This window comes from Aeromonas sp. A04 (genome assembly GCF_047780465.1).
GTDB classification, from domain to species: domain Bacteria; phylum Pseudomonadota; class Gammaproteobacteria; order Enterobacterales; family Aeromonadaceae; genus Aeromonas; species Aeromonas bestiarum.
Genome location: NZ_JBLNHP010000004.1, coordinates 142428 through 164138, shown reverse-complemented (window position 1 = coordinate 164138; position 21711 = coordinate 142428). Strand labels below are relative to the sequence as shown.

The following is a 21711-nucleotide window of genomic DNA, read 5'->3' as shown; positions in this document are numbered from 1 at the left end:
GTGGGGAGGCTTTAACCTGCCGCCCATAACAATGGAATGGATCCTTATGTACACACAGTTCTTCGGTCTGTCGGAGCCCCCGTTCTCCATCTCGCCCAACCCCAAATACCTCTATATGAGTGAACGTCACGGGGAGGCCCTCGCCCACCTCAACTACGGGTTGCAGGATGGGGGAGGCTTCGTGTTGCTGACCGGGGAAGTGGGAACCGGTAAAACCACCGTCTCCCGCTGCCTGTTGCAGCAGTTGCCGGCCGAGACCGAGATCGCCTACATCCTCAATCCATCCCTGACCGAGCGTGACCTGCTGGCGGCCATCTGCGACGAGTTCCAGCTGCCGTACGACAAGGACGCCGGTCTCAAGCTGCTGTTCGATCTCATTCGCGACCACCTGCTGGCCAACCTGGCGGCATGCAAGCGCAGCGTGGTGCTGGTGGATGAGGCCCAGCATCTGCTGCCCGGTGTGCTGGAGCAACTGCGCCTGCTCACCAACCTGGAAACCGACGAGAAGAAGCTGCTGCAAGTGGTGCTCATCGGTCAGCCCGAGCTGCAACAGATGCTGCGCCAGCCCCTGCTGCGCCAGCTGGCCCAGCGCATCACGGCCCGTTATCACCTGCTGCCGCTTTCGCATCAGGACGTGGATGCCTATGTGCGCTTCCGGCTGCAGGTCGCGGGCTGCGTCCAGCCCATCTTTACCCCCAAGGCGCTCCAGACCCTGCACCGCCTCTCCGGCGGCATTCCCCGCCTCATCAACCTCATCTGCGATCGCGCCCTGATCGCCGCCTTCGCCCGTGGCAGCCACAAGATAGTGCACGGCGACATCAGCCTGGCGGCCTATGAGGTGAGCGGCATTCGCGACGAGGGCACCTGGCAGTCCGGCCTCATGGTCGCCCTGGCAGGGGCCTTGCTGGTCGCCACCGGCTGGTGGGGCTGGCAGTTCTTCGGCTTCTTCCCCGAACGCCCCGTGATCAAGGTGGAGGTGCCGGTCAAGGTGGACGACACCCCGGAGCAGCAGGAGCAACTGACCCGCGCCATCAATCAGGCGTTGGAGCCGGATAGCGCCATGCAGAATCTCTACAAGGTGTGGGGCTACCAGACAGAGCTGGAGGAGGCGACCTGCGACAACGCACCGCGTGCCGGCTTGCGCTGCCAGGAGGGCGACGCTTCGCTGGCGGAGCTGCAGGCCCTGCAGCACCCGGCCCTCATCAGCCTGACCGACGAGACGGGCGGCATCTATTACGCGACCCTGGTGAATCTCGGGCCGGACAAGGCCAACCTGCTCATCGGCAACCAGAGCTGGCAGGTGGACAGGCAGTGGCTGTCCGACTTCTGGGGCGGCAGCTACACCCTGCTGTGGCGCATGCCCAAGGGCGGTGTCGCCCTGATCGGCAACAATGCCGGGGCGACCCAGGTGCAGTGGCTGGACAACGCCCTCAGCCGTGCCCTGCAACAGCCGGATCGCAAGGTGCGTCGCTTCGACGCCGAGCTCAAGAACAAGTTGCAGCAGTTCCAGCGCGAGCAGGGGCTGAACCCGGACGGCATCGCCGGCAGCAATACCCTGTTGCGCCTCAACGTGATGGCCGGTGAGCCCATGCCGAAGCTGGAAGATGAGTCCCAGCGCGCCAGTACCCCGGCCACGCCGGATACCATGAACGATGAGCCCATGGTCACATTGTCGGAGGAGGCTTCCTGATGTCTACCCTGCTCAAGGCACTGCGCCGGGCCGAACAGCCCCAGTTCACCCCGCATATTCCGGCGATGGGGCTGCCCGTCACCCAGGAAGAGGAGCAGAACCGGCGCTGGATCTGGTGGCTGCTGGCCCCGCTTGCCCTGCTGATGGGGGCCGGCGCCAACTATGGCTGGCACCTGCTCAACAACCGCCCCATCGAGAAGACGGTGGAGGTGAAAGAGGTGGTCACGCCGCCGTTCGTGCGGGTCGAACCCAGACCCATGATCACCCGCCCGCTGCCCCCGCCGCTGCCGGAACCCGTGGTGCGCCCCAGAGTCACCCCCAATGACAGTGCCCCTGCCACCAACAGCAGCCAGGGGCTGGCCGAGCGCATCATGAATGCACTCAACAGCACGCCGCTGATGGAGGAGACGGCGCCCCAGGCCCAGAGCGAGTCTCAGGCCATGCCGATCAGCGCTCTGCCGCTGGAGCTGAAGCAGCGGGTGCCGCCCCTGGCCTACGGCTCCCACGTCTTCTCGTCCAACCCGGCCAAGCGGGCCGTGATGCTGAACGGCCGTGAGTTTCGTGAGGGCAGCGAGGTCGCCCCCGGCGTTACCCTGATCGCCATCGCCCAGGATTACATCATCCTGCAGGTGGCGGGCCAGAACGTCAGTCTCAAGGCGCTGCAGGACTGGCGCGGCTGATCCCGTCACGACCACAACGCCGGCTCAGCCCCGCTGAGCCGGCGTCCATTTCAAGAGGGAGCCTGAGAGCTCCCCTTTTTAATCAATAACATGAGAGCCATGTGAGCAATTCAGACAACACCACCTTCGCCACCAGGATCCTGGACTGGTACCAGATCCACGGCCGCAAGACCCTGCCCTGGCAGCAGGACAAGACGCCCTATCGGGTCTGGGTCTCCGAGATCATGCTGCAGCAGACTCAGGTCGCCACCGTGATCCCGTATTATCAACGCTTCATGACCCGCTTCCCCGACGTGCAGGCCCTGGCACAGGCCCCCATAGATGAGGTGCTGCACCACTGGACCGGGCTCGGCTATTACGCCCGCGCCCGCAACCTGCACAAGGCGGCCCAGCAGATCTGCGAACTGCACGGCGGCCTGTTCCCGGAGCGGCTGGAAGAGGTGATGGCCCTGCCTGGCATAGGCCGCTCCACCGCGGGCGCCGTGCTCTCCCTCTCCCTTGGCCAGCCCCACGCCATTCTGGACGGCAACGTGAAGCGGGTGCTCACCCGCTGGCTGGCACTGCCGGGCTGGCCCGGCCAGAAACAGGTGGAGAACGATCTGTGGGAGCTCGCCATCCGCCTCACGCCCAAGCTCGGCGTGGCCCACTACAACCAGGCCATGATGGACATGGGAGCCACCGTCTGCACCCGCAGCAAACCCGCCTGCGAGCGCTGCCCGGTGCAGGCCGATTGCCAGGGGCTGTCGCAGGGCAAGCCCACCGCCTACCCCAACAGCAAGCCCAAGAAGAGCATTCCGGCCCGCGCCGGCATCATGCTGCTCATTCGTCACGGCGACCAGCTGTTGCTGGAGAAGCGGCCGCCACAGGGGATCTGGGGCGGGCTCTACTGCTTCCCGCAGGTGGAGTCGCTGACGGAGGTCGAGGGGCTGATGCAGCGACTCGGACTGAGCGGCCATGATTATCGGGAACTGAGCGGATTTCGGCATACATTCAGCCACTTCCATCTCGATATTCAGCCTTTCCTGATTGAAATCGATGCGCCACCGGCCCCCCAGCTCATGGAAGCGGATAACCGACTCTGGTATAACTTACGCCATCCTGCAGAGGTGGGTCTGGCGGCCGCCACGGCCCGCCTGCTCGCCTACCCGGACTTACAACCATAGAGGTCAACATGAGCCGTACTGTATTTTGCCAACGCCTGAAAAAAGAGGGCCCGGGCCTGGATTTCCAACTCTATCCCGGTGAACTCGGCAAGCGGATTTTTGACAACATCAGCAAGGAAGCCTGGACCGAATGGCAGAAGAAGCAGGTGATGCTGATCAACGAGAAGAAGCTGAACATGATGAACCTGGAGCATCGTCAGCTGCTGGAAAAAGAGATGGTGAGCTACCTGTTTGAAGCGGGTGAAGTGGCCATAGACGGTTATACCCCTCCCAGCCAATGAGCCGATGAGTTGTACTTGTGAGCCAGCGACGGCGATCCAGCTCCCGGTTCACAGCCAGTGACCGGCCTATGAACCAATGAGTTGTACCTGTGAGCCAGTGACGGCTATACCTCTCTCTGTTCACAGCCATGCATGACGGGCGGCCCCGCCGCCCAGTTTGAGGATCCTATGGGCCGAATTTTTTGGCTGCTTTGCACCCTGCTGTTTCTCTCTGCCTGCTCATCCTCCCCCAAGCCCAGCGGGAGTGAGGATGACGATCTGGTCAACGGCAAGGACATTCGCGGTTTCGAACACATGATCAGCGCGCTCTCCCATAACGTGAACGAGATATGGGGGCGTGAGGCGCTGTTCGCGGGCAAATTTGACTACGTCAAATACACGGATCAGTACAAGAGCCGGGCTCACATCGACTTCTCCAGCGGCCACATCATGGTGGAAACCGTCTCCGGGCTTGACCCTCGTGCCCACCTGCGCCGCGCCATCATAGAGACCCTGCTGACCCCGGACGACCCGGCGGAAGTGGATCTGTACTCCGACCGTGAAATTCTGCCCGGTGGCGAGCCCTTCCTCTATGGTCAGGTGCTGGACAACCTGGGCCAGCCGATCCGCTTCGACTGGCGTGCCGAGCGTTACGCCGATTACCTGCTCAGCACGGCGATGAAGAAGCGCACCCTGGGGATCCGCACCATCTTCTTCGTCGACATCCCCATGGTGGCCAACCACGAAGACAGGCGGGGTTACAAGTATGCCGGCATCATACGGGAAGCCTCCCGCAAGTACGGTGTCGCCGAAAGCCTCATCTACGCGGTGATCAAGACAGAGAGCAGCTTCAACCCCTATGCGGTCAGCCACGCCAACGCCTATGGCCTGATGCAGGTGATCCCGGCCACCGCCGGACGGGACGTCTACGTGCGGGTCAAGGGCAGGAACGGCCAGCCGACCCGGGAGGATCTGTTCAATCCGGCCTACAACATAGACGTGGGCACCGCCTACCTGCACCTGTTGCAGACCGTCTATCTGGTGGACATCCAGGATCCGCTCTCCCGCCGCTATGCCGTCATCTCGGCCTACAACGGCGGTGCCGGCGGCGTGCTGAACACCTTCTCCAGCGACCGCAAGGCGGCGCCCGGCATGATCAACCAGCTCTCCCCCGAGGCTGTGTACCAGATCCTGACCGAGCAGCACCCCAAGGCGGAAGCCAGACGCTATCTCTACAAGGTCAACCAGGCCGAGAAGGGATTCAAGCGCACGCTGGCCCGCACCGGCTAAGCAGACCAACAGCAAAAGGGCGCCTCCATGGAGGCGCCCTTGTTACGTCCGGCGTGCGGCTATCCTGCCTTACTTGGCGACAAACCCGCCCTTGCTCTGCGGAGCGGCGCCCACCTTCTCCAGGCTCTCCACCTCCACCTCTGTCTTGTTCCAGCTGTGGTCCACTTCGCCACGGATGCGGATCAGATCGTCCGGGCCCACCTCGGTGCCGCGCCACACATCCTGATCCACTTCGACTTCCACCTCGCCACTGGCGTCACGGAACATGTAGTTCTCGCCGCCCAGGTGCTTGACCAGCTTCCCTTCCAGGGTGGCCCAGCTGTCATCGGCCAGATCCTTCAACTGCGCGACGGACACCTTGTTCTGCTCCTGCGGGCCTGTATAGGCCGCCATGGCGAAAGAAGAGATGGACATCAGGGTCAACAGACCGATTACGCTTGCCTTGTTCATTTCATGCTCCTGTCATTGGGTACGGGAGCAGTGTGCAAGCCGGGGCGTGAAACAAACGTGAAGCCTCCCCATCTGGGTGAAGGGGATGTGACCGTAATCGATTTAATCAGCACCGCCTGCTGCGAAATTTAATTCGGCTGGATACCCTGCAAAATGGCAAAACAGCTTCCCAGCACCTTTGCCTATCGAGGAAAAGCCTGCAGGCACCACCTGCTTTCAAAGCAACGAGAACAACAAGATGAAAAAATGGTTTGTGTGTTTATTGGGATTGGTCGCGCTGACAGTTCAGGCAGCCGACAGCCGTCCCGCCTTCTCCCGGATCGTGATGTTTGGCGACAGCCTCTCCGATACCGGCAAGATGTACAGCAAGATGCGCGGTTACCTCCCCTCCAGCCCCCCCTACTATGAGGGCCGCTTCTCCAACGGGCCCGTCTGGCTGGAGCAGTTGACCAAGCAGTTCCCGGGCCTGACCATAGCCAACGAGGCGGAAGGCGGTGCCACCGCCGTGGCTTACAACAAGATCTCCTGGAATCCCAAGTATCAGGTCATCAACAACCTGGACTACGAGGTCACCCAGTTCCTGCAAAAAGACAGCTTCAAGCCGGACGATCTGGTGATCCTCTGGGTCGGCGCCAACGACTATCTGGCCTATGGCTGGAACACAGAGCAGGATGCCAAACGGGTGCGCGACGCCATCAGCGATGCGGCCAACCGCATGGTATTGAACGGCGCCAAGCAGATACTGCTGTTCAACCTGCCGGATCTGGGCCAGAACCCCTCGGCCCGCAGCCAGAAGGTGGTCGAGGCGGCCAGCCATGTCTCCGCCTACCACAACCAGCTGCTGCTGAACCTGGCACGCCAGCTGGCTCCCACCGGCATGGTGAAGCTGTTCGAGATCGACAAGCAGTTTGCCGAGATGCTGCGTGATCCGCAGAACTTCGGCCTGAGCGACACGGAGAACGCCTGCTATGGTGGCAGCTATGTATGGAAGCCGTTTGCCTCCCGCAGCGCCAGCACCGACAGCCAGCTCTCCGCCTTCAACCCGCAGGAGCGCCTCGCCATCGCCGGCAACCCGCTGCTGGCACAGGCCGTCGCCAGCCCCATGGCCCGCCGCAGCGCCAGCACCCTCAACTGTGAGGGCAAGATGTTCTGGGATCAGGTCCACCCCACCACTGTCGTGCACGCCGCCCTGAGCGAGCGCGCCGCCACCTTCATCGAGAGCCAGTACGAGTTCCTCGCCCACTGATGACAAGGGGCCGACACTCGGTCGGCCCCTCTTTTGCCTCGTCACGACACCATCAATCAGCGATAGCGCTTCACTATGCCGTCATAGATGCCGTTCTGCCGGATGGTGGCCAGCGCCTCCTGCAGCCGCTTGATCACCTCAGGCGCCGTCTTCAGGCTCGCCGCCACGTAGAGCTCTCCCCCGGTAAAGTCTTCGATGTCGTGCACTATCTTGAGGGTGTCTGGCCCATAGCCCGCCTGCCGCACATAGTAGTTCGCCGCCTCCTGCGACACGGGCCAGAGATCGATGCGCCCCATCAACAATTTGAGCATGTTGGCCTCGTTGCTGTTGTTGCGCTGCAGGTTGGAGAAGTTGAGACCGATCAGATACTGCTCCAGCGCATCGTTGCGCACTGTGCCGATGGACCAGGCCCGCGCCTGTGACAGCTGGCTGAACGGCTTGATATCGTCGCGTTTGGCCAGGGCAAACACATGAAAGTTGATGCGGGCTATCACCCCGATCCACTGGAACTGCGCCTCGCGCTCGGGGAAGCGGCTGATGCTGTAGATGAGCACGTTGGGGCGGCTGCGGGCCAGCGAGATGGCCCTCGCCCAAGGATAGATGTCGAGGTCGTACTCGAATCCCGCCTCCTCCAACATGGCCTCCACCACTTCGGTGCCCAGCCCCTTGATCTCGGCCTCTTCCAGATAGTTGTAGGGGGCATAGTCTTCTGTCACCACCTGCAGCGAGTCAGCAGCCCAGACCGGCGCCAGCCACAGCGACCAGCACAGCCATATCCATTTGTTTTTCATGCCCACCCCGGTGCGATCCTGCCTCGGTTAACTATTGCCGCCCCGTCCCAGAGATCAAATCACACAGCTCAACTGCGGCAATAATAATCACAATATGTTTTATATCAGTTGCTTGAGAACCCATGGAAAGCGACTACCTTTAATCTGTTGTGGCTGTGCTATAAGCCCCGACCCATAAGGAGAGGCGACATAGAAAAACCTCCCCCCCAATATGAAATTGCAGAGGCTCAACATGAATAAAACACTGATTACCTTACTGGTTTCAGGCTTGCTTGCGGCCAACGCCCAGGCTGCCGGACAAGACAACACCTGGTATGGCGGCGCCAAGCTGGGTTGGTCCAACTTCTATGGTGTCGATCACAACCAGAGCATCAAGGACAACTTCACCATCGGCGAAGAGGACAAGAACGACGTCGGCGCCGGCGCTTTCCTCGGCTACCAGATCAACCAGAACCTCGGCGTCGAGCTCGGTTATGACTGGCTCGGCAAATACAAGTACACAGCAACCGACCTGCTGACGCCCACCGACATCAGCCAGGACGAGATCAAGGCCCAGCTGGCCCAGCTCACCATGAAGATAGGTCTGCCGGTGAGCGACAGCCTGGATCTCTACACTCGCCTCGGTGGTGCCTACGCCTGGACCGACAGCAAGCAGTTCGACAATGACAACGGGGCCGCCTTCGTCGGCGCACTGGGGGCCGAATACGCCTTCAACCGCGACTGGGCCGCCCGCCTCGAATACCAGTACACAACCCCGCTCGGTGACAAGGCGCTCGACAAGACGGGGGCCGAGCTCGACAACGGCCTGCTGGCGGTCGCCGTGGTCTACCGCTTCGGTCAGGTTGCTCCCGTGGTCGCGGCCCCGGTTCCGGCCCCCGCGCCTGAGCCCGTGGTGGTCGAGAAGCAGTTCACACTGAGCTCGGACGTGCTGTTTGACTTCAACAAGGCGACCCTCAAAGCGGAAGGCGGACAGGCGCTGGATAACCTATACGGCCAGATTGAGCAAGCCAGACCCAAGGATGGCGTCGCCACAGTGATCGGCTATACCGACCGCATCGGCTCGGATGCCTACAACCAGAAGCTCTCCGAGCAGCGTGCCCACACAGTCGCCGATTACCTGGTCGGCAAGGGCCTGCCGGCAGGCAAGGTCAATGTGGAAGGGCGTGGCAAGGGTTCCCCTGTCACCGGCGACAGCTGCACCAGCAAATCCAAGCGTGAGCTGATCGTCTGCCTGGCCCCGGATCGCCGGGTCGAGGTCAAGGTGGAAGGGGTATCCGACGTTCAGCAGTAAGTTCCACCTCCTTGGCACCGGGTCTGTGGTGCCGGGATAAAAAAACGGGAGGCCTCTGGCCTCCCGTTTTCATTCTCGGCGGTTTCAGGCGCCCTTGCGCACCTCTGCCGCAATCTGGTCGAGCAGCTGTTGCCAGCCCTGTCCCAGTTCGCTGACCAGGGAGCCGTAGCCATCCTCCGGCAACACCCGCACCTGCTGGAAGGGAACGTCGCGCAGGACTGTGCCCTCTTCCGTCAGCAGTCGCCAGCGGCCACTCAGCACGGCGCGCCCGTCGTGGCGCCCCTGGAAGCGCTCGACCGAGATGGTCAGCACTGGCCCCTTGCGAGCACCGTCCTGACGCACCACCCAACCGGGCAGCCGGCTGGAGAGACCGTTCAGGGTCAGCTGATCGAGCTGGGCATCGAGCGACCCCGCCCAGCGATGGTACTCGGCGAAGTGCAACTCCCTGCCCTCCAGCTGATAGACCAGGCTCATCCTGTCCAGCTGGCCGGACAGGGAGACAGGTTTGAGCACCAGCTGGTGCTGCGGTTGTGCCGTCATAGTGGTCGGCTGCTGCGCCTCGGCATCGAGGGAGTAGTAGTGCAGCGCCGTCGGCGCCGAACTGCAACCCGCCAGCAGGCCCAGCAAGGCCAGCGTCATCATCTGTTTTTTCATCATTGGCCTCGCTTGGGCTCGGGATCACGGGGACGGGCGCGATCGAAGATCAACGAACTCGGCTGCTCGTTGAGCGAATGCACCAGTGGCTGCAACTCACGCATCAGCTGATTGAGCGACTGTACCGACTGACGCAGATCCTGATTGGTCTGGGAGTTGGCATCGTACTCTTGCAGCGTGCTCTGCAACTGCTTCAGGCTGTCGTTCAGGGACGCCGGCAACTGCTGGGTCGCACTCTGGCCGGTAAACTTGTCCAGATTGGCGCTCACCGCGCTGACGTTCTTGAGGGTCTGGTCCAGGGTGACCAGGGTGTGATTCACCTGGTTCAGCGTCTTGGCCGTGTCCATGTCGACGAACTTGTCGAGGATCTGGTTCACCTTGCGCTCGATCTGGTCCAGCCCGGCCTGCACGGTCGGGAATACCTGATAACCGGCCAGCTTGATGGCCTGATACTTGGGGGCATCCGGATAGAAGTTCAGATCCACCACCTTGCCCCCGGTCAACAGGCTGGAGGTCTTGAGCGTCGCCCGCAACCCCTCCTTGAACTGCTTGCCGAACAGGGCGCGCCACTGCTCCTTCTCCGCGTTGGCGTAGCGGTGGGAGAGGCGCTGCACCTCGATGCGCGCCAGTACCGGGATCTGCCGGTTCTGGAATATCTGCACCCCTTTCTCGTCGATGAGATAGGGCGCCGAGATGACGGTGCCGACCCGGATGCCGCGATACTCCACCGCCGCACCGGGGTGCAGACCACCGACGCTGTCTTCAAACAGGAACACGTAGTCGATGAACTGATCCAGGCTACCGGCCAGCACGCTGGCCTGATCCTGGAACAGGGTGAAATCGTCCATCTGCTTGGCCGGCTCACCCGGTGCCCAGCCAGGGGGCAGACCCATGGTGATGCCGCCGTCGAGCAGGCTCTCCAGCGAGTCCATCTTCACCTTCATCCCCTCGCTGCTCATGGAGACCTCGAAACCCGGGGTCATCCAGAAGCGGGAGTTGCCGCTCACCAGCACGTCATAAGGGGCGTTGATGAAGATCTGGTACTGCATCTCGCTCTTCTCGGGCAGGAACTTGGCCTCCTCCACCTGGCCTATGGTGAAGCCCTGGTAGTTGATGGGCGAGCCCACCCCGAGCGCCCGGGTATCCCGGCTGCTCAGGGAAAGCCGCAGCCCCTTGGCGTCCTGGGAGGCCAGCGGCGGCTTGTCCAGCATGGCGTATTCGTCCAGCGGCCTGCCCTTCTTGCCGGGGGCCAGCTCGATGTAGGCGCCGGAGAGCAGGGTGCCGAGGCCCGAGACCCCTTCCCGGCCAACCCTGGGCTTGACCACCCAGAACTGGCTGTCTTTCTTGAGCATGCCGGCGGCGGCATTGGTCAGGCGAGCCTTCAGCACCGCATGGCTGTAGTCCTCGCTGAGCTCCACCGCCTCGATGCGGCCCACTTCCACCTCGCGGGAGCGGATCACCGTCTTGCCCGCCACTATGCCTTCAGCGGTGGCGACAGTCAGGGTGAAGCTGGGACCTTGCGAATACCAGTGCTGGAACAACATCCAGATGCCGATGAACAGCGCCAGCAGTGGCACCATCCAGATTGCGGCGGCCGAGCTCAGAAAATCAGAGCCGGGTTTCCACCTTTTCTTACGCTCACTCACGTTCGCGTTCTCCTTGTTGTAAATCCCAGATCAGGCGGGAATCGAAACTCATGGCTGCCACCATGGTAATCAGCACCACACCCGCAAATGCGACGGCCGCGGGGCCGGGGTAGATGGTCATCAGGTTGTCGAGCCGGATCAGGCCCGCCAGGATGGCCACCACGAATACGTCGATCATCGACCAGCGTCCCACGAATTCAGTCATGCGATAGAGCTTGAGCTTGCCAAGGGGCGAGGCGCCGTGGCCGCGCTGTACCATATAGCAAAGCCACAGCAGCGCCAGGATTTTCACCAGCGGCACCACCACGCTGGCGATGAAGATCACCGCGGCTATGGGGTAGGAACCCATGGCCCACAGCAAGACCACGCCGCCCAGGATGGTGGAAGGGCTGTCGTCCCCCAGGAAGACTGTGTCCATGATGGGATAGAGGTTGGCGGGCACATAGAGGATCACCGAGGTGAAGAGCAGGGCCCAGGTCCGGTTCAGGCCGCCCGGCTTGCGGCTGTGCAGCTTGCCGCCGCAGCGCGGGCAGCTGTGCTCGCCCGCCTCGCTCAGGGCGCCGCAGATGTGACAGCCCACCAGCCCGGACGCCATGGCAGCGGCTTCGCCATCCGCATCCAGCTCGCGGGCTTCGGTCGGGCCGAACAGCCGTTGCCACAGCCACATCCGGTCCAGCGACGAGATCATCTTGATCAGCAGCACCGTATAGCCGACGAAGGCCCAGAACGACAGGCCCATCTTGATGTCGGCCATCCCCATCAGCTTGACCAGCGAGATGAGCACCCCGATCAGGAACACATCCACCATCAGCCAGGGCTTGATCCGGCACAGCAGGCGACCGAGGGAGCGCAGGGCATTGCTGTGCAAGTCCTTGTCGACCCGCCACAGCACCAGCATGATGGAGCCGATGTAGACCAGCGGCAGGCCGATCAGGGTCAGGCTCAGCACGGCGCCCAGAAACAGATAGCCCTGATCCACCAGCGTGGTGATGCACTGCAGAAACGTCATCTCCTGCCCCACCCCCTTGGCCGAGAACGACATGAAGGTAAAGGCGTTGGAGAGCACGAACATGATGAGGGCCGCAAAGCCGTAAGCGATGGGCCTGCGCTCCTGCTCCGGCAAATGACGGCTCAGGGTATGGCCGCAACGCGGACAGCTGCTCGTCTCCCCGACGGCCAGCGCGGTGGCCGGCACCAGCAGGTCACACTCTTCGCACGCGGTCGCGTCATGGGTATAGGTGGGTAGGTGTTGGTGTGAAACCGGATGCAAGATGAAACCCCAGCATGAGGCCCGCCACGGGGCCAGAGCCGCCAATTATTACAGCAGCGGCCCCTGCCGACCAGCACTGTCGTTGCACCATCCGGGATGGGAGCGAGAATGACTTTGACAAGCCAGTGACCATTTAGCACAATCAAACGCCACTTTTTTCCGCGGGACAATAATTTATGACAACTGAATCCCCAAGCTACTCCACGATCGAGCAAGCCTTCTCCCTCGGGAACGGGCAAGATTCTGCCCTCAACTGGTTGCGCAAGAATCGCAGTCAGGTCGCCATCTTCCTGGTGAGCGGCATCAAGCTGGAGGGGACCATCAGCGGTTTCGACCAGTACAGCGTGCTGTTGACCGATGCCCATGGCAACCAGCAGTTGGTCTACAAGGCCAAGATCTCCACCATCGCCATGCACTCCGGCCGTCCCCAGGTCAGCATACAGCGTGCCCGCAAGCCGCGCGTCTCCATGGCGCCGCGTCCCCATGGCGCCCCCGGTCGTTACGATGACAACCAGGGCGGCGGTAGCAGCGAGCAGTAATGCGCTTGCCTGAATCACCCCCACGCCATTGCTGCGTCAAAGGGTGACCGAGTCCATTCTCATTTATCATGTCTGTCCCGTATGAGAATGGACTCCACTCTTCCTCCGAGTGGATCCACCTGTTTCACCGCCCTTCACTTCAATACTGCAAGTCGACCGGTCTGCCATCCCTGACCATGCAGGTCTGCATGCCCGCAGCCTGACCGGCCTGTACGCCAATTCCCGTATCCTCGAACACCAGACAGGTCGCCGGCTCGACCCCCAGCCGACGTGCAACCAGCAGAAACGTATCTGGATGGGGCTTGTGCAGATCCACATCGTCGGCGGTCACCACCACGGGGAAGTAACGATCCAGCCCGGTATTGCGCAGCACGGCCTCGGCATTGATACGGGGCGAGCCTGTGCCTATCCCCATGGGAATGAGGCCGTGATGGCGCTGAACCAGTTCCAGCATGGCCGGGAAGACGGTGACCCTGTGCAGGTTGGCCACGTAGTGATCCGTCTTGCAGCGGGTCACCACCAGCGGATCCAGGGCGATCTGCTGCTGCTCGGCGACCAGCAGGGCGATTTTGCGACTCGGCATGCCGCCGAGTTCATAGAACCAGTCGGCATCGAAGTGAAAGCCAAACTCCCGGGCCGTGTGCGCCCAGGCGGCAAGGTGCAGTGGCATTGAGTCCACCAGGGTGCCATCGAGGTCAAATACCAGGCCTTGAAATCCGGAGAGGGTCATGGTGCGGGATCTGTGTCTGAAAATGGGTCCCCATTCTAACCAGAGCCGCGTCCCGTCGCCATGACCTAGGTGGCGAGAAACGCTTGCCCCCACATTTGAGCCTGAAAATAGATGGGGGTCAGCTTGGCGGGATCCAGCTGATAGTTAGGCGCCAGCTGGGCAAGCAGCGGCCAGTTCCCCTGCTCATAGGTCTTCACCAGCTGGAACAGATGAAAGAGCGGCCCCTCACTGGACTCGAGCGCCCGCTTCACATCCTTGGGCAGATGGGCCTTGAGCTGCTCGGAGAGCAGCGACCCATCCAGCACCAGCCCCACCAGAAACGCCCAGCTGGCGGCGGCCTTGCCGAGTGCGGTCACGGCGATCAGCTCGCAGAAACGGCCACGGGCGATGGCCATGCGGGTACAGGCCTCCGGCATGTGCTGACTGACCCGCGCCAGCCCGTAGATGAGCACGAACTTGCGGATCTCCTGTTCCCCCAGATAGGAGAGCGCCCGCGTGACCGAGACGATGGGGCTGGCGTGATCGAAGCCGGGGGCGTTGACATAGGTCATCAGCTGGCCCGGCAGCCAGGCGTCCTGCTCCAGCAGGCTGGCGACCCTGGCAAAGGAGAACTCCTCATGGCAGATGATTTGCAGTATCTCCTGCACCAGCTTCATGTCCGGCTGGGCGGCGCGCTGATTCACCAGCTCGGGACGCGCGAGGAAACCGCCGGCAAAGAAGTCCACCCCCGCCTCCTTGAGCGGCAGAAAATCGCCCCAGGTCTCGATGTCGAGCGCCATCCGCTTGTGCTCGGTCGGCTGACTGATCCCCTCCTCCCCCATCCAGAACACCAGCAGCCGGGAGGCGTTGAACCAGCGGGGCTCGCGCTGGGCTCCGTGCACGGCCAGACGGCGTCGATAATCGCGCCACTGGGCCAGTACGGGAAACGAGGCGGGCAACCGCTCGGCCGAGGCCTCGACCAGTGGGATAGTGTCCTGATCGAACAGCAGGGGACGTTGCTCATCGAGTTGTTCATGGCTGAAGGGCAGCAAGTATTGGCGCCCCTGGGCCAGCAGACGGCATTGCGTCGCGAGAAGAGTCCATTCGGCGGGGTCGGCAAGCTGATAGTCCATGCCATAGGCAACGAGGGCGAGACGACGATTGAAGATGGGATAGCGACGTAACAACATGGGCTCACCGATAGGCTAGCGTACACGCCCTCCCCTGCGACTTGGCATGATAGAGCGCCTGATCGGCCTGTTCGGTCAAGCTCTGCCATGTTCCATCCAGCGAGGGAACCAGATAGCTAAAGCCTATGCTAACCGTAATGAAATCAGCAACTCGGGAAGCCGGATGTGGGATCTTTAATTCACTGAGCCCCTCGTGAATCCGCTCCGCCAACCGCTCGGCCTCTTCGGGTTGCGGGCCGCACAGCAGGATCACGAACTCCTCCCCGCCGTAGCGGGCCACCAGGTTGGTGCGCCGCCGCTCCGCCTCCTGCAGCAAGCTGGCCACCTGTTGCAGACACAGATCCCCCTTGGCATGGCCGAAGTGATCGTTGTAGGACTTGAACTCGTCCACGTCGATCATCAGCACCGCCAGCAGGCCCTGGTGGCGACGGGCCCACTCCCACTCCCGCTGCATGGTGAGATCCCAGTGGCGACGGTTGGCGATGCCGGTCAGGGGATCCTCCAGCGACAGCAGCGACAGCCGCTTGTTGGCCTCCTCTAGCGCCCGGTTGGTCTCCGCCAATTGCATGGTGCGCTCGCTGACCCTCAGCTCCAGCTCCCGGTTGAAGCGCTCCAGCGCGGCCTGGGTGCGCTGACGGATCAACAGCTGGGAGAGCATGGCCGCATACTGTTTGAAGATCTCGCTCTGGTACGCCTTGAGCGGCCGCCGCCACAGCAGGTTGTCGGCGGCGATCCAGCCGATGGGCGTGGCACCGTCCCACAGCGAGACCATGGCATTCCAGCCGCGCCCCACCTCCTGCTTCTCGTAGTAGAGCGGCGCATCTTCCAGCACCAGCACATAGTCCTTGCGGCGCAGGGCCTCCTGCACCGTGGGGTGCTCCGGAATGGGACTGATGAAGTGGTGCTCGTCGATGAGTTCACCCGCCTCGTTGGTACCCCAGGTGCCGTGCATTGTCTTGAACTCGGCGTCGACCAGGAAGATGGCGATGCGGTCGAACTGCAGATCCTGACGGGCCAGCGCCACCGCATCGTGCAGCAGCTGATGCTCGCTGTCGCAGCGGGAGAGTTTGACCCCCACCTGATGCAGCGCCTGCAACATGCTGAGGAAAGAGTCTTGCAGCGCCTGGCTGCGGATGAGATCGGCCTGGGTGTGCCTGCGCTGATCCCGCTCCTGATCGATCTGGCTGGCGAGCAACCGGCTCTCCAGCTCGGCGGCCAGGTAGTGCATCAGCAACTGGATGCTCTGCTGCTGGCGTCGGGAGAGGCGATCGAGGCGACGGCGAGTCTCCAGATAGACCACGGCCTTGAGTCCCTTCTGGCGTTTGAGCGGGAAGCAGGCACGCAGGCGTGGAATTTCGGGTTCGACCGTCTCCCAGACATCGGTCGTCGGGGCTATCTGCTCCACCACCAGCTGGCCCTTGTCGAAGGCATGTTCGATGAAGATGACGGGGAGTTTGAGGGGGGCGGCAATGTCCGCATTCAGGCAGATCAGCCCCTGATCGAGCTGAAAGCTGTAAAGTTGGGACTCGGGAGCCCGCAACCAGAGGTAAATTTGTTCGGCTTCTGTCTTTTCCCTGACCGCTGCCAGCGTCACTTCACAGAGATGTTCAAAACTGGTGAAGTGCTCTGGATCCCATTCCTGCATGCCTGCCATCCTTGGTTGTATCCAAGCGAGTATATCGGCAAACCTTGCACATTAATTGACTAGGCAGTCAAAAGCGCGATCCAGAGCCCAATTTTTATAACAGATTCAATGCCTGCATCGCGCTGCGGATGCGCTCGCGGGTCGCCTCGGACAGCGGCATCACCGGCAGGCGACACTCTTCGCTGCAAAAGCCCAGCAGGGAGACCGCATACTTGGCGCCCGCCGGGCTCGGCTCGGCGAACATGGCCTGATGCAGCGGAATGAGCGTGTCCTGCAACTCACGGGCGGCCTGCCACTCACCGGCCAGCGTCAGGTTCTGCACCTCGGCCACCAGCTTGGGGGCCACGTTGGCCGTCACCGAGATGCAGCCCTGGCCGCCACCTATGTTGTAGGCCACCGCGGTGGCATCTTCGCCGGAGAGCCAGGCGAACGGCTTCTTGATCAGCTGGCGCTCGATCCAGGGGCGGGCCAGGTCGCCGGTGGCATCCTTCACGCCGGCGATGCGTGGCAGTTCGGCCAGGCGGGCCAGGGTCGCCGGTTGCACGTCCACGATGGCGCGCGGCGGAATGTTGTAGACGATGATGGGCTTGGTCGTCGCATCGTGCACCGCCTTGAAGTGGTGGTAGAGCCCCTCCTGATTGGGACGGTTGTAGTAACCGGCCACATGCAGGGTCGCATCGGCCCCCGCCTGCTCGGCGTGGCGGGTGTATTCGATCGCTTCGACCGGGTTGTTGGAGCCGGCGCCGGCAATCACGGGAATGCGCCCCGCCACCTGCTTGACCACCAGTTCCACCACCCGGCAATGCTCGTCGTGGGTCAGGGTCGGGCTCTCACCCGTGGTACCGACCGGCACTATGCCGTGGGTCCCCTGCGCTATGTGCCACTCCACCAGACGGGCCAGTGCGGCCTCATCCAGCTGGCCCTGTCGAAATGGGGTGATCAGGGCAACTATCGAACCTTGAAACATGGGATTTCCTTCTCCGTTGACTCGCATATGGCAATAAAAAACCCCGGTACGGGCTGCGCAACCGGGGTTTGAATCTTCTCAGGGATGAGAGGTTACGCGCGAACGTCGGCAGGCCCGAATGTCAGGCTTTTCTTGTGCTTTCGTTTCAACCCGTTGAACCGCATTTCATCATCTCTGGTCAAAAAATGGTGTCTGGGCATATTTCGGGAACACGGCATAAATGTCAAGGCGAAAGGGGCTATGTATAATGGCCGCCCAAAATTGTGTGGAGAGACCCGATGAGCAGCCCTGTCAGTGCCGTCAGCCAGATGCTGGAACGAAACCAAGCCCTCTTTGTCGGCAAGCGGCTACTTGTCTGCGGGACGCTGGAGGATGACTATCCCCGCCAGCTGGCCGAGCTGGCCCTATCCCTGACTGTATTCACCACGGATTATTGCTACTACCGCAGTCAGCAGGCCGCACTGGGGGACGCCATCCAGTTCGATCACCAGCTCGGCGGCGCCCCCCGTTTCGATGCTTTGCTGCTGCTGATGCCCAAGGCCAAGGCCGAGGCGCAATACCTGCTGGCCATGATGACCCCCCTGCTGGAGGCTGGCGCCGATCTGTTTCTGGCCGGTGAGAATCGCGGCGGCATCAACGGCGCCGACAAGCTGCTGGCCCCTTACGGCGACAAGCCCATCAAGCGCGACTCGGCGCGCCGCTGCTCCCTCTATCACGGTGAGCTGAGCAAACCGGTAGCGCCATTCGAACTGGACGCCTGGTTCAGCCGGTATGAATGCAAGGCGGGTGAGACGGAACTGACCGTGCTGGCGCTGCCGGGGGTATTCAGTGCCGACGAGCTGGATCTGGGCAGCCAGATGTTGCTGGCCAGCCTGCCGCCGATGCGGGGCAAGCTGCTCGATTTTGGTTGCGGCGCAGGTGTCATAGGGTCAATGCTGGCCAAACGTAATCCGGATCTGGCGGTCAGCATGGTGGATATCAGCGCGCTGGCGCTGGAGTCGAGCCGCCGCACCCTGGCCGTCAATGGCTTGCAGGGGAAAGTTCATGCCTCTGACGTTTACTCCGACATTGCTGAAAAGTTTCAACATATCGTCTCGAACCCTCCCTTCCACGCCGGGCTCAAGACCTTCTATGCGGCCACCGAAACCTTCCTCGCCAAGGCACCGGAATACCTGTCGGCGAATGGCGGTTTGACCATAGTCGCCAACGCCTTCCTGCGATATCAGCCTATACTGGATACGCACTTCAAACGGACCGAAGTGGTCAACAGCGACAGCAAATTCAAGGTGTATCTGAGCAAAGTGTAAATAAGTGTAACCGGTGTAATAAAACAAGTAGAGGGCCCCATCCGGGATCTGATAAGGTAATTGTCAATCGTTTAACCACCCCTTTAGGGGTGTTTTTTTGCAGTGAGCTGAAAACCTTTTCATATCATAAATTCAGGGAGAGAAATACGATGGCAGGCATACTCACCATGATACTGGCAGGCGGCGAAGGAACCCGTCTCCAGCCGCTTACCACCACTCGCAGCAAGCCCTCTGTCCCGTTCGGCGGCAGCTATCGACTGATCGACTTCGTCCTCAACAACTTCGTCAACGCAGACTTCCTGCGCATCTACGTATTGACCCAATTCAAGTCCCAGTCCCTCTATCTGCACATGAAGAAGGGCTGGAACATAGTCGGCATCACGGACCGCTTCATCGACCCCATTCCTGCCCAGATGCGGATGGGCAAACGCTGGTATGACGGCACGGCCGATGCCATCTACCAGAACCTGCGTTTCATCGAGATCTCCGACCCCGAGCACGTCTGCATCTTCGGCTCCGACCACATCTACAAGATGGATGTGAGCCAGATGGTGACCTTCCACAAACAGAAGGCCGCCGCCCTGACCGTCGCCGCCCTGCGCATGCCCATCGAGGAGGCGAGCGCCTTCGGGGTGATCGAGGTGGATCAGGAAGGGCGCATGATAGGCTTCGAAGAAAAACCCAAACATCCTAAGCACATCCCGGGGGATCCCACCCAGGCACTGGTCTCGATGGGAAACTACATCTTCGAAACCGAAGCGCTCTACCGCGAGCTCAAGCGCGATGCCGCCGAGGAGAACTCCAGCCACGATTTTGGCAAGGACATCATCCCCAGCCTGTTCCCGCGCGCCCCCGTCTATGTCTACGACTACAGTACCAACGTGATCCCGGGCGAGAAGCCCAATGTCTACTGGCGCGACGTGGGCACCCTCGACTCCTACTGGCAGGCGCACATGGATCTGGTGGCGGACGACGCCCCCTTCTCCCTCTACAACCGCAAGTGGCCGCTGCACACTCACTATCCGCCCCTGCCGCCCGCCACCTTCGTCGATACCGATGACTGCAAGGTCAAGATTGCCAACTCCCTGATCTCCGGCGGTTGCTTCATTCAGGGCAGCCAGATCCAGCGCTCCATCCTGGGTTTTCGCTGCAACATAGGCCCCTGCAGCCACATCAGCGAGTCGGTGTTGCTCGGGGATGTGAAGATTGGCGAAGGCTGTTCCATTCGACGCGCCATCATTGACAAGAACGTTGAAATTGCACCCGGCACCGTGATCGGTGAAAATCTGGACCATGACAGAGAGAGATTTACCGTATCCGAAGGCGGTATCGTCGTGGTACCTAAGGGAGCAAGAGTTGGCTATTAACCCACTGAAAATCCTGTTTGTTGCCTCGGAAGTTGAGGGGCTTGTGAAGACCGGGGGCCTGGCGGACGTGGCCAGAGCCCTGCCGCTGTATCTGGCCCAGAAGGGCCATGACGTCAGGATCATCCTGCCCTTCTACAAGACGATCAAACGCCGTGATGAGGCCAGACTGATCGCCTCGCGCTGGTTGCCAACCCATCCGGGACTGCCGGATATCGGCTATCGCATCTATCAGATGGAGCTGGAAGGGGTCTGTGTCTACCTGCTCGACTGCCCGCAATATTTCGATCGACCCCAGCTCTACGCCGAGAACAACCAGGCCTATGGCGACAATGGTGAACGCTTCGCCTTCTTCTCGGCCGCGGCCCTGCATGCTTGCGAACAGCTCAACTTTGCCCCCGACATAGTGCACTGCAACGACTGGCATACCGGTCTGCTGCCACTGCTGCTCAAGTCCCGTCATGCCCATAACCCCTTCTTCCAGCACACCCGCAGCGTGATCAGTATTCACAACGCGGCCTTCCAGGGAGTGTTCGGTCGGGAGCAGTTCTGGGCCATGCCCGAGATTGCCGAGTATGAACAGCGCATCAGCTACGACTACGGTCACATCAACCTGCTCAAGTGCGGGGTACTCTATGCCGACAAGATCAACGCGGTCAGTCCCAACTACGCTAGCGAGCTGCTGACTCACCTGGGCGCCCACGGCATGGCCAGCATCTTCCAGCAGCGGGCAGCCGACCTGCGCGGCATTCTCAATGGCTGCGACTATCAGGACTGGGACCCGGCCTTCGACGACTTCCTGCCCGCCACCTATGACGTCGACAACCTCGCCGGCAAGCGGATCTGCAAACAGACGCTGCAACAGGAAACCGGCCTGCCGGTGGCGGATCTGCCCATCTACGGCATGGTGTGCCGGCTGACCGAGCAGAAAGGGGTGCACCTGTTGCTGCCGGTGCTGGACAAGTTCCTGCATCACAAGGTGCAGGTGGTGATAGTGGGCTCGGGGGATCCCTCCCTCGCCGCCCAGTTGCAGGCCATGGCCCAGCAGTACCCGGACAAGTTTGCCTTCATCAACACCTATGACGACCGGCTGGCCCACCTGGTGGAAGCGGGCGCCGACTTCTTCCTGATGCCCTCCCTGTTCGAACCCTGCGGTCTCAACCAGATGTACAGCCTGGCCTACGGCACCTTGCCGCTGGTGCGGGCCGTCGGTGGCCTCAAGGATACCGTAGTGGACTGGGATGCCGATCCTGAGCACGCCACCGGCTTCTGCTTCAACGATCCGACCGCCAACATACTGCTCGATGCCATGCGCCGCAGCCTGCTCTATTACCTGCAGGATCCCGAACGGTTTGCCAGAGTGCAGCGCAACGCCATGAACACCCGCTTCAACTGGCCGGACTCGGTCACCCAGTATGAGCAGATGTATCGGGACGCCCTGGCGCGTCAATGACGCTAATTGCTGAAGTTTTGTGCCCTTAGCACTGCTTTGAACGTCAACAGCGAAAAAAGTCCCCTTTGGCTGTTGACGCTCTTCCAAAACTCTATAGAATCCCCCA

The 21711-nt window shown here is 61.6% G+C and carries 20 protein-coding genes; 11 read left to right on the top strand and 9 right to left on the bottom strand.

Annotation, left to right across the window (positions count from 1 at the left end):
• Window positions 1–46: 46 nt before the first annotated feature.
• The 5 genes from ACM3N8_RS14295 (at window position 47) to mltC (ending at window position 5083) form a co-directional block, all read left to right on the top strand.
• Complete coding sequence (locus ACM3N8_RS14295; RefSeq protein ID WP_416016241.1) at window positions 47–1690, top strand: ExeA family protein; 1644 nt, start codon at window positions 47–49, stop codon at window positions 1688–1690.
• Window positions 1690–2370, top strand: coding sequence for a GspB family T2SS assembly factor variant ExeB (gene exeB / locus ACM3N8_RS14290; RefSeq protein WP_098982031.1), 681 nt, complete (start codon window positions 1690–1692; stop codon window positions 2368–2370). Before ACM3N8_RS14295 ends, exeB begins: the two co-directional genes overlap by 1 nt.
• A 101-nt stretch (window positions 2371–2471) precedes the next feature.
• The gene (gene mutY / locus ACM3N8_RS14285) at window positions 2472–3533 is read left to right on the top strand and encodes an A/G-specific adenine glycosylase (RefSeq protein WP_098982029.1); all 1062 of its coding nucleotides are present in this window, start codon (window positions 2472–2474) and stop codon (window positions 3531–3533) included.
• Window positions 3534–3541: 8 nt separating this feature from the next.
• The gene (locus ACM3N8_RS14280) at window positions 3542–3814 is read left to right on the top strand and encodes an oxidative damage protection protein (protein WP_005313967.1); all 273 of its coding nucleotides are present in this window, start codon (window positions 3542–3544) and stop codon (window positions 3812–3814) included.
• 168 nt (window positions 3815–3982) lie between these two features.
• Complete coding sequence (gene mltC, locus ACM3N8_RS14275) at window positions 3983–5083, top strand: membrane-bound lytic murein transglycosylase MltC (protein ID WP_043137185.1); 1101 nt, start codon at window positions 3983–3985, stop codon at window positions 5081–5083.
• 69 nt (window positions 5084–5152) lie between these two features.
• On the opposite strand, the gene ACM3N8_RS14270 is transcribed toward mltC, so the two are convergent.
• Window positions 5153–5533 carry a YgiW/YdeI family stress tolerance OB fold protein gene (locus tag ACM3N8_RS14270; protein WP_043137188.1) on the bottom strand — a complete coding sequence of 127 codons (381 nt, stop codon included), beginning with the start codon at window positions 5531–5533 and terminating at the stop codon, window positions 5153–5155.
• A 238-nt stretch (window positions 5534–5771) separates the two neighbouring features.
• On the opposite strand from ACM3N8_RS14270, the gene ACM3N8_RS14265 reads away from it, so the two are divergent.
• Window positions 5772–6779 carry an SGNH/GDSL hydrolase family protein gene (locus ACM3N8_RS14265; protein ID WP_043137347.1) on the top strand — a complete coding sequence of 336 codons (1008 nt, stop codon included), beginning with the start codon at window positions 5772–5774 and terminating at the stop codon, window positions 6777–6779.
• 56 nt (window positions 6780–6835) lie between these two features.
• Here the strand turns inward: ACM3N8_RS14265 and ACM3N8_RS14260 are convergent, their stop codons facing one another.
• Window positions 6836–7570, bottom strand: a complete 735-nt coding sequence (locus tag ACM3N8_RS14260; protein ID WP_043137191.1) for a substrate-binding periplasmic protein — start codon at window positions 7568–7570, stop codon at window positions 6836–6838.
• A 232-nt stretch (window positions 7571–7802) separates the two neighbouring features.
• Here ACM3N8_RS14260 and ompA point away from each other — a divergent pair, with 232 nt between their 5' ends.
• Entirely contained in the window at window positions 7803–8861 is a 1059-nt protein-coding gene (gene ompA / locus ACM3N8_RS14255; protein WP_098985030.1) for a porin OmpA, read from the top strand.
• Window positions 8862–8945: 84 nt separating this feature from the next.
• Here ompA and ACM3N8_RS14250 read toward each other — a convergent pair whose 3' ends face one another.
• The 3 genes from ACM3N8_RS14250 to ACM3N8_RS14240 are packed head-to-tail and all read right to left on the bottom strand — an operon-like array spanning window position 8946 to window position 12431.
• The gene (locus tag ACM3N8_RS14250) at window positions 8946–9515 is read right to left on the bottom strand and encodes a membrane integrity-associated transporter subunit PqiC (RefSeq protein ID WP_098985029.1); all 570 of its coding nucleotides are present in this window, start codon (window positions 9513–9515) and stop codon (window positions 8946–8948) included.
• Window positions 9515–11161 (bottom strand): intermembrane transport protein PqiB, encoded by a 1647-nt coding sequence (gene pqiB, locus ACM3N8_RS14245; protein WP_016352115.1) that lies wholly within the window; start codon window positions 11159–11161, stop codon window positions 9515–9517. Before pqiB ends, ACM3N8_RS14250 begins: the two co-directional genes overlap by 1 nt.
• Window positions 11154–12431: a paraquat-inducible protein A gene (locus ACM3N8_RS14240; RefSeq protein WP_043137196.1), complete on the bottom strand. Its 1278-nt coding sequence runs from the start codon at window positions 12429–12431 to the stop codon at window positions 11154–11156. Before ACM3N8_RS14240 ends, pqiB begins: the two co-directional genes overlap by 8 nt.
• A 176-nt stretch (window positions 12432–12607) precedes the next feature.
• Between ACM3N8_RS14240 and hfq the strand changes: the two genes are divergently transcribed.
• Window positions 12608–12970: an RNA chaperone Hfq gene (gene hfq / locus ACM3N8_RS14235; protein WP_011707507.1), complete on the top strand. Its 363-nt coding sequence runs from the start codon at window positions 12608–12610 to the stop codon at window positions 12968–12970.
• 139 nt (window positions 12971–13109) lie between these two features.
• Here the strand turns inward: hfq and ACM3N8_RS14230 are convergent, their stop codons facing one another.
• The 4 genes from ACM3N8_RS14230 to dapA form a co-directional block, all read right to left on the bottom strand.
• Window positions 13110–13700 carry an HAD family hydrolase gene (locus ACM3N8_RS14230; RefSeq protein WP_290018504.1) on the bottom strand — a complete coding sequence of 197 codons (591 nt, stop codon included), beginning with the start codon at window positions 13698–13700 and terminating at the stop codon, window positions 13110–13112.
• Window positions 13701–13765: 65 nt separating this feature from the next.
• A complete protein-coding gene (locus tag ACM3N8_RS14225) occupies window positions 13766–14869 on the bottom strand; it encodes an EAL and HDOD domain-containing protein (protein ID WP_043137203.1) in 1104 nt (367 codons plus the stop codon).
• Between the two features lie 4 nt (window positions 14870–14873).
• The gene (locus ACM3N8_RS14220; RefSeq protein ID WP_098982022.1) at window positions 14874–16514 is read right to left on the bottom strand and encodes a sensor domain-containing diguanylate cyclase; all 1641 of its coding nucleotides are present in this window, start codon (window positions 16512–16514) and stop codon (window positions 14874–14876) included.
• Window positions 16515–16608: 94 nt separating this feature from the next.
• A complete protein-coding gene (gene dapA, locus ACM3N8_RS14215; RefSeq protein WP_290018503.1) occupies window positions 16609–17481 on the bottom strand; it encodes a 4-hydroxy-tetrahydrodipicolinate synthase in 873 nt (290 codons plus the stop codon).
• A 278-nt stretch (window positions 17482–17759) separates the two neighbouring features.
• Between dapA and rsmC the strand changes: the two genes are divergently transcribed.
• From rsmC to glgA, 3 genes are all read left to right on the top strand, one after another.
• Window positions 17760–18788 (top strand): 16S rRNA (guanine(1207)-N(2))-methyltransferase RsmC, encoded by a 1029-nt coding sequence (gene rsmC / locus ACM3N8_RS14210; protein ID WP_290018502.1) that lies wholly within the window; start codon window positions 17760–17762, stop codon window positions 18786–18788.
• Between the two features lie 107 nt (window positions 18789–18895).
• Window positions 18896–20155: a glucose-1-phosphate adenylyltransferase gene (gene glgC, locus ACM3N8_RS14205; RefSeq protein ID WP_274454401.1), complete on the top strand. Its 1260-nt coding sequence runs from the start codon at window positions 18896–18898 to the stop codon at window positions 20153–20155.
• On the top strand, window positions 20145–21605 hold the full coding sequence (glgA, locus tag ACM3N8_RS14200; RefSeq protein WP_043137217.1) for a glycogen synthase GlgA: 1461 nt from the start codon (window positions 20145–20147) through the stop codon (window positions 21603–21605). The genes glgC and glgA overlap by 11 nt, the downstream gene beginning before the upstream one ends.
• The last annotated feature ends 106 nt before the right edge of the window (window positions 21606–21711 follow it).

Coding starts and splice junctions, on each gene's coding strand:
- ACM3N8_RS14230 (WP_290018504.1), bottom strand. CDS start 13,700: ATGACCCTCTCCGGATTTCAAGGCCTGGTATTTGACCTCGATGGCACC.
- exeB (WP_098982031.1), top strand. CDS start 1,690: ATGTCTACCCTGCTCAAGGCACTGCGCCGGGCCGAACAGCCCCAGTTC.
- ACM3N8_RS14280 (WP_005313967.1), top strand. CDS start 3,542: ATGAGCCGTACTGTATTTTGCCAACGCCTGAAAAAAGAGGGCCCGGGC.
- ACM3N8_RS14265 (WP_043137347.1), top strand. CDS start 5,772: ATGAAAAAATGGTTTGTGTGTTTATTGGGATTGGTCGCGCTGACAGTT.
- hfq (WP_011707507.1), top strand. CDS start 12,608: ATGACAACTGAATCCCCAAGCTACTCCACGATCGAGCAAGCCTTCTCC.
- ACM3N8_RS14250 (WP_098985029.1), bottom strand. CDS start 9,515: ATGAAAAAACAGATGATGACGCTGGCCTTGCTGGGCCTGCTGGCGGGT.
- ACM3N8_RS14260 (WP_043137191.1), bottom strand. CDS start 7,570: ATGAAAAACAAATGGATATGGCTGTGCTGGTCGCTGTGGCTGGCGCCG.
- ACM3N8_RS14225 (WP_043137203.1), bottom strand. CDS start 14,869: ATGTTGTTACGTCGCTATCCCATCTTCAATCGTCGTCTCGCCCTCGTT.
- ompA (WP_098985030.1), top strand. CDS start 7,803: ATGAATAAAACACTGATTACCTTACTGGTTTCAGGCTTGCTTGCGGCC.
- ACM3N8_RS14220 (WP_098982022.1), bottom strand. CDS start 16,514: ATGCAGGAATGGGATCCAGAGCACTTCACCAGTTTTGAACATCTCTGT.
- mltC (WP_043137185.1), top strand. CDS start 3,983: ATGGGCCGAATTTTTTGGCTGCTTTGCACCCTGCTGTTTCTCTCTGCC.
- ACM3N8_RS14270 (WP_043137188.1), bottom strand. CDS start 5,533: ATGAACAAGGCAAGCGTAATCGGTCTGTTGACCCTGATGTCCATCTCT.
- ACM3N8_RS14295 (WP_416016241.1), top strand. CDS start 47: ATGTACACACAGTTCTTCGGTCTGTCGGAGCCCCCGTTCTCCATCTCG.
- dapA (WP_290018503.1), bottom strand. CDS start 17,481: ATGTTTCAAGGTTCGATAGTTGCCCTGATCACCCCATTTCGACAGGGC.
- rsmC (WP_290018502.1), top strand. CDS start 17,760: ATGAGCAGCCCTGTCAGTGCCGTCAGCCAGATGCTGGAACGAAACCAA.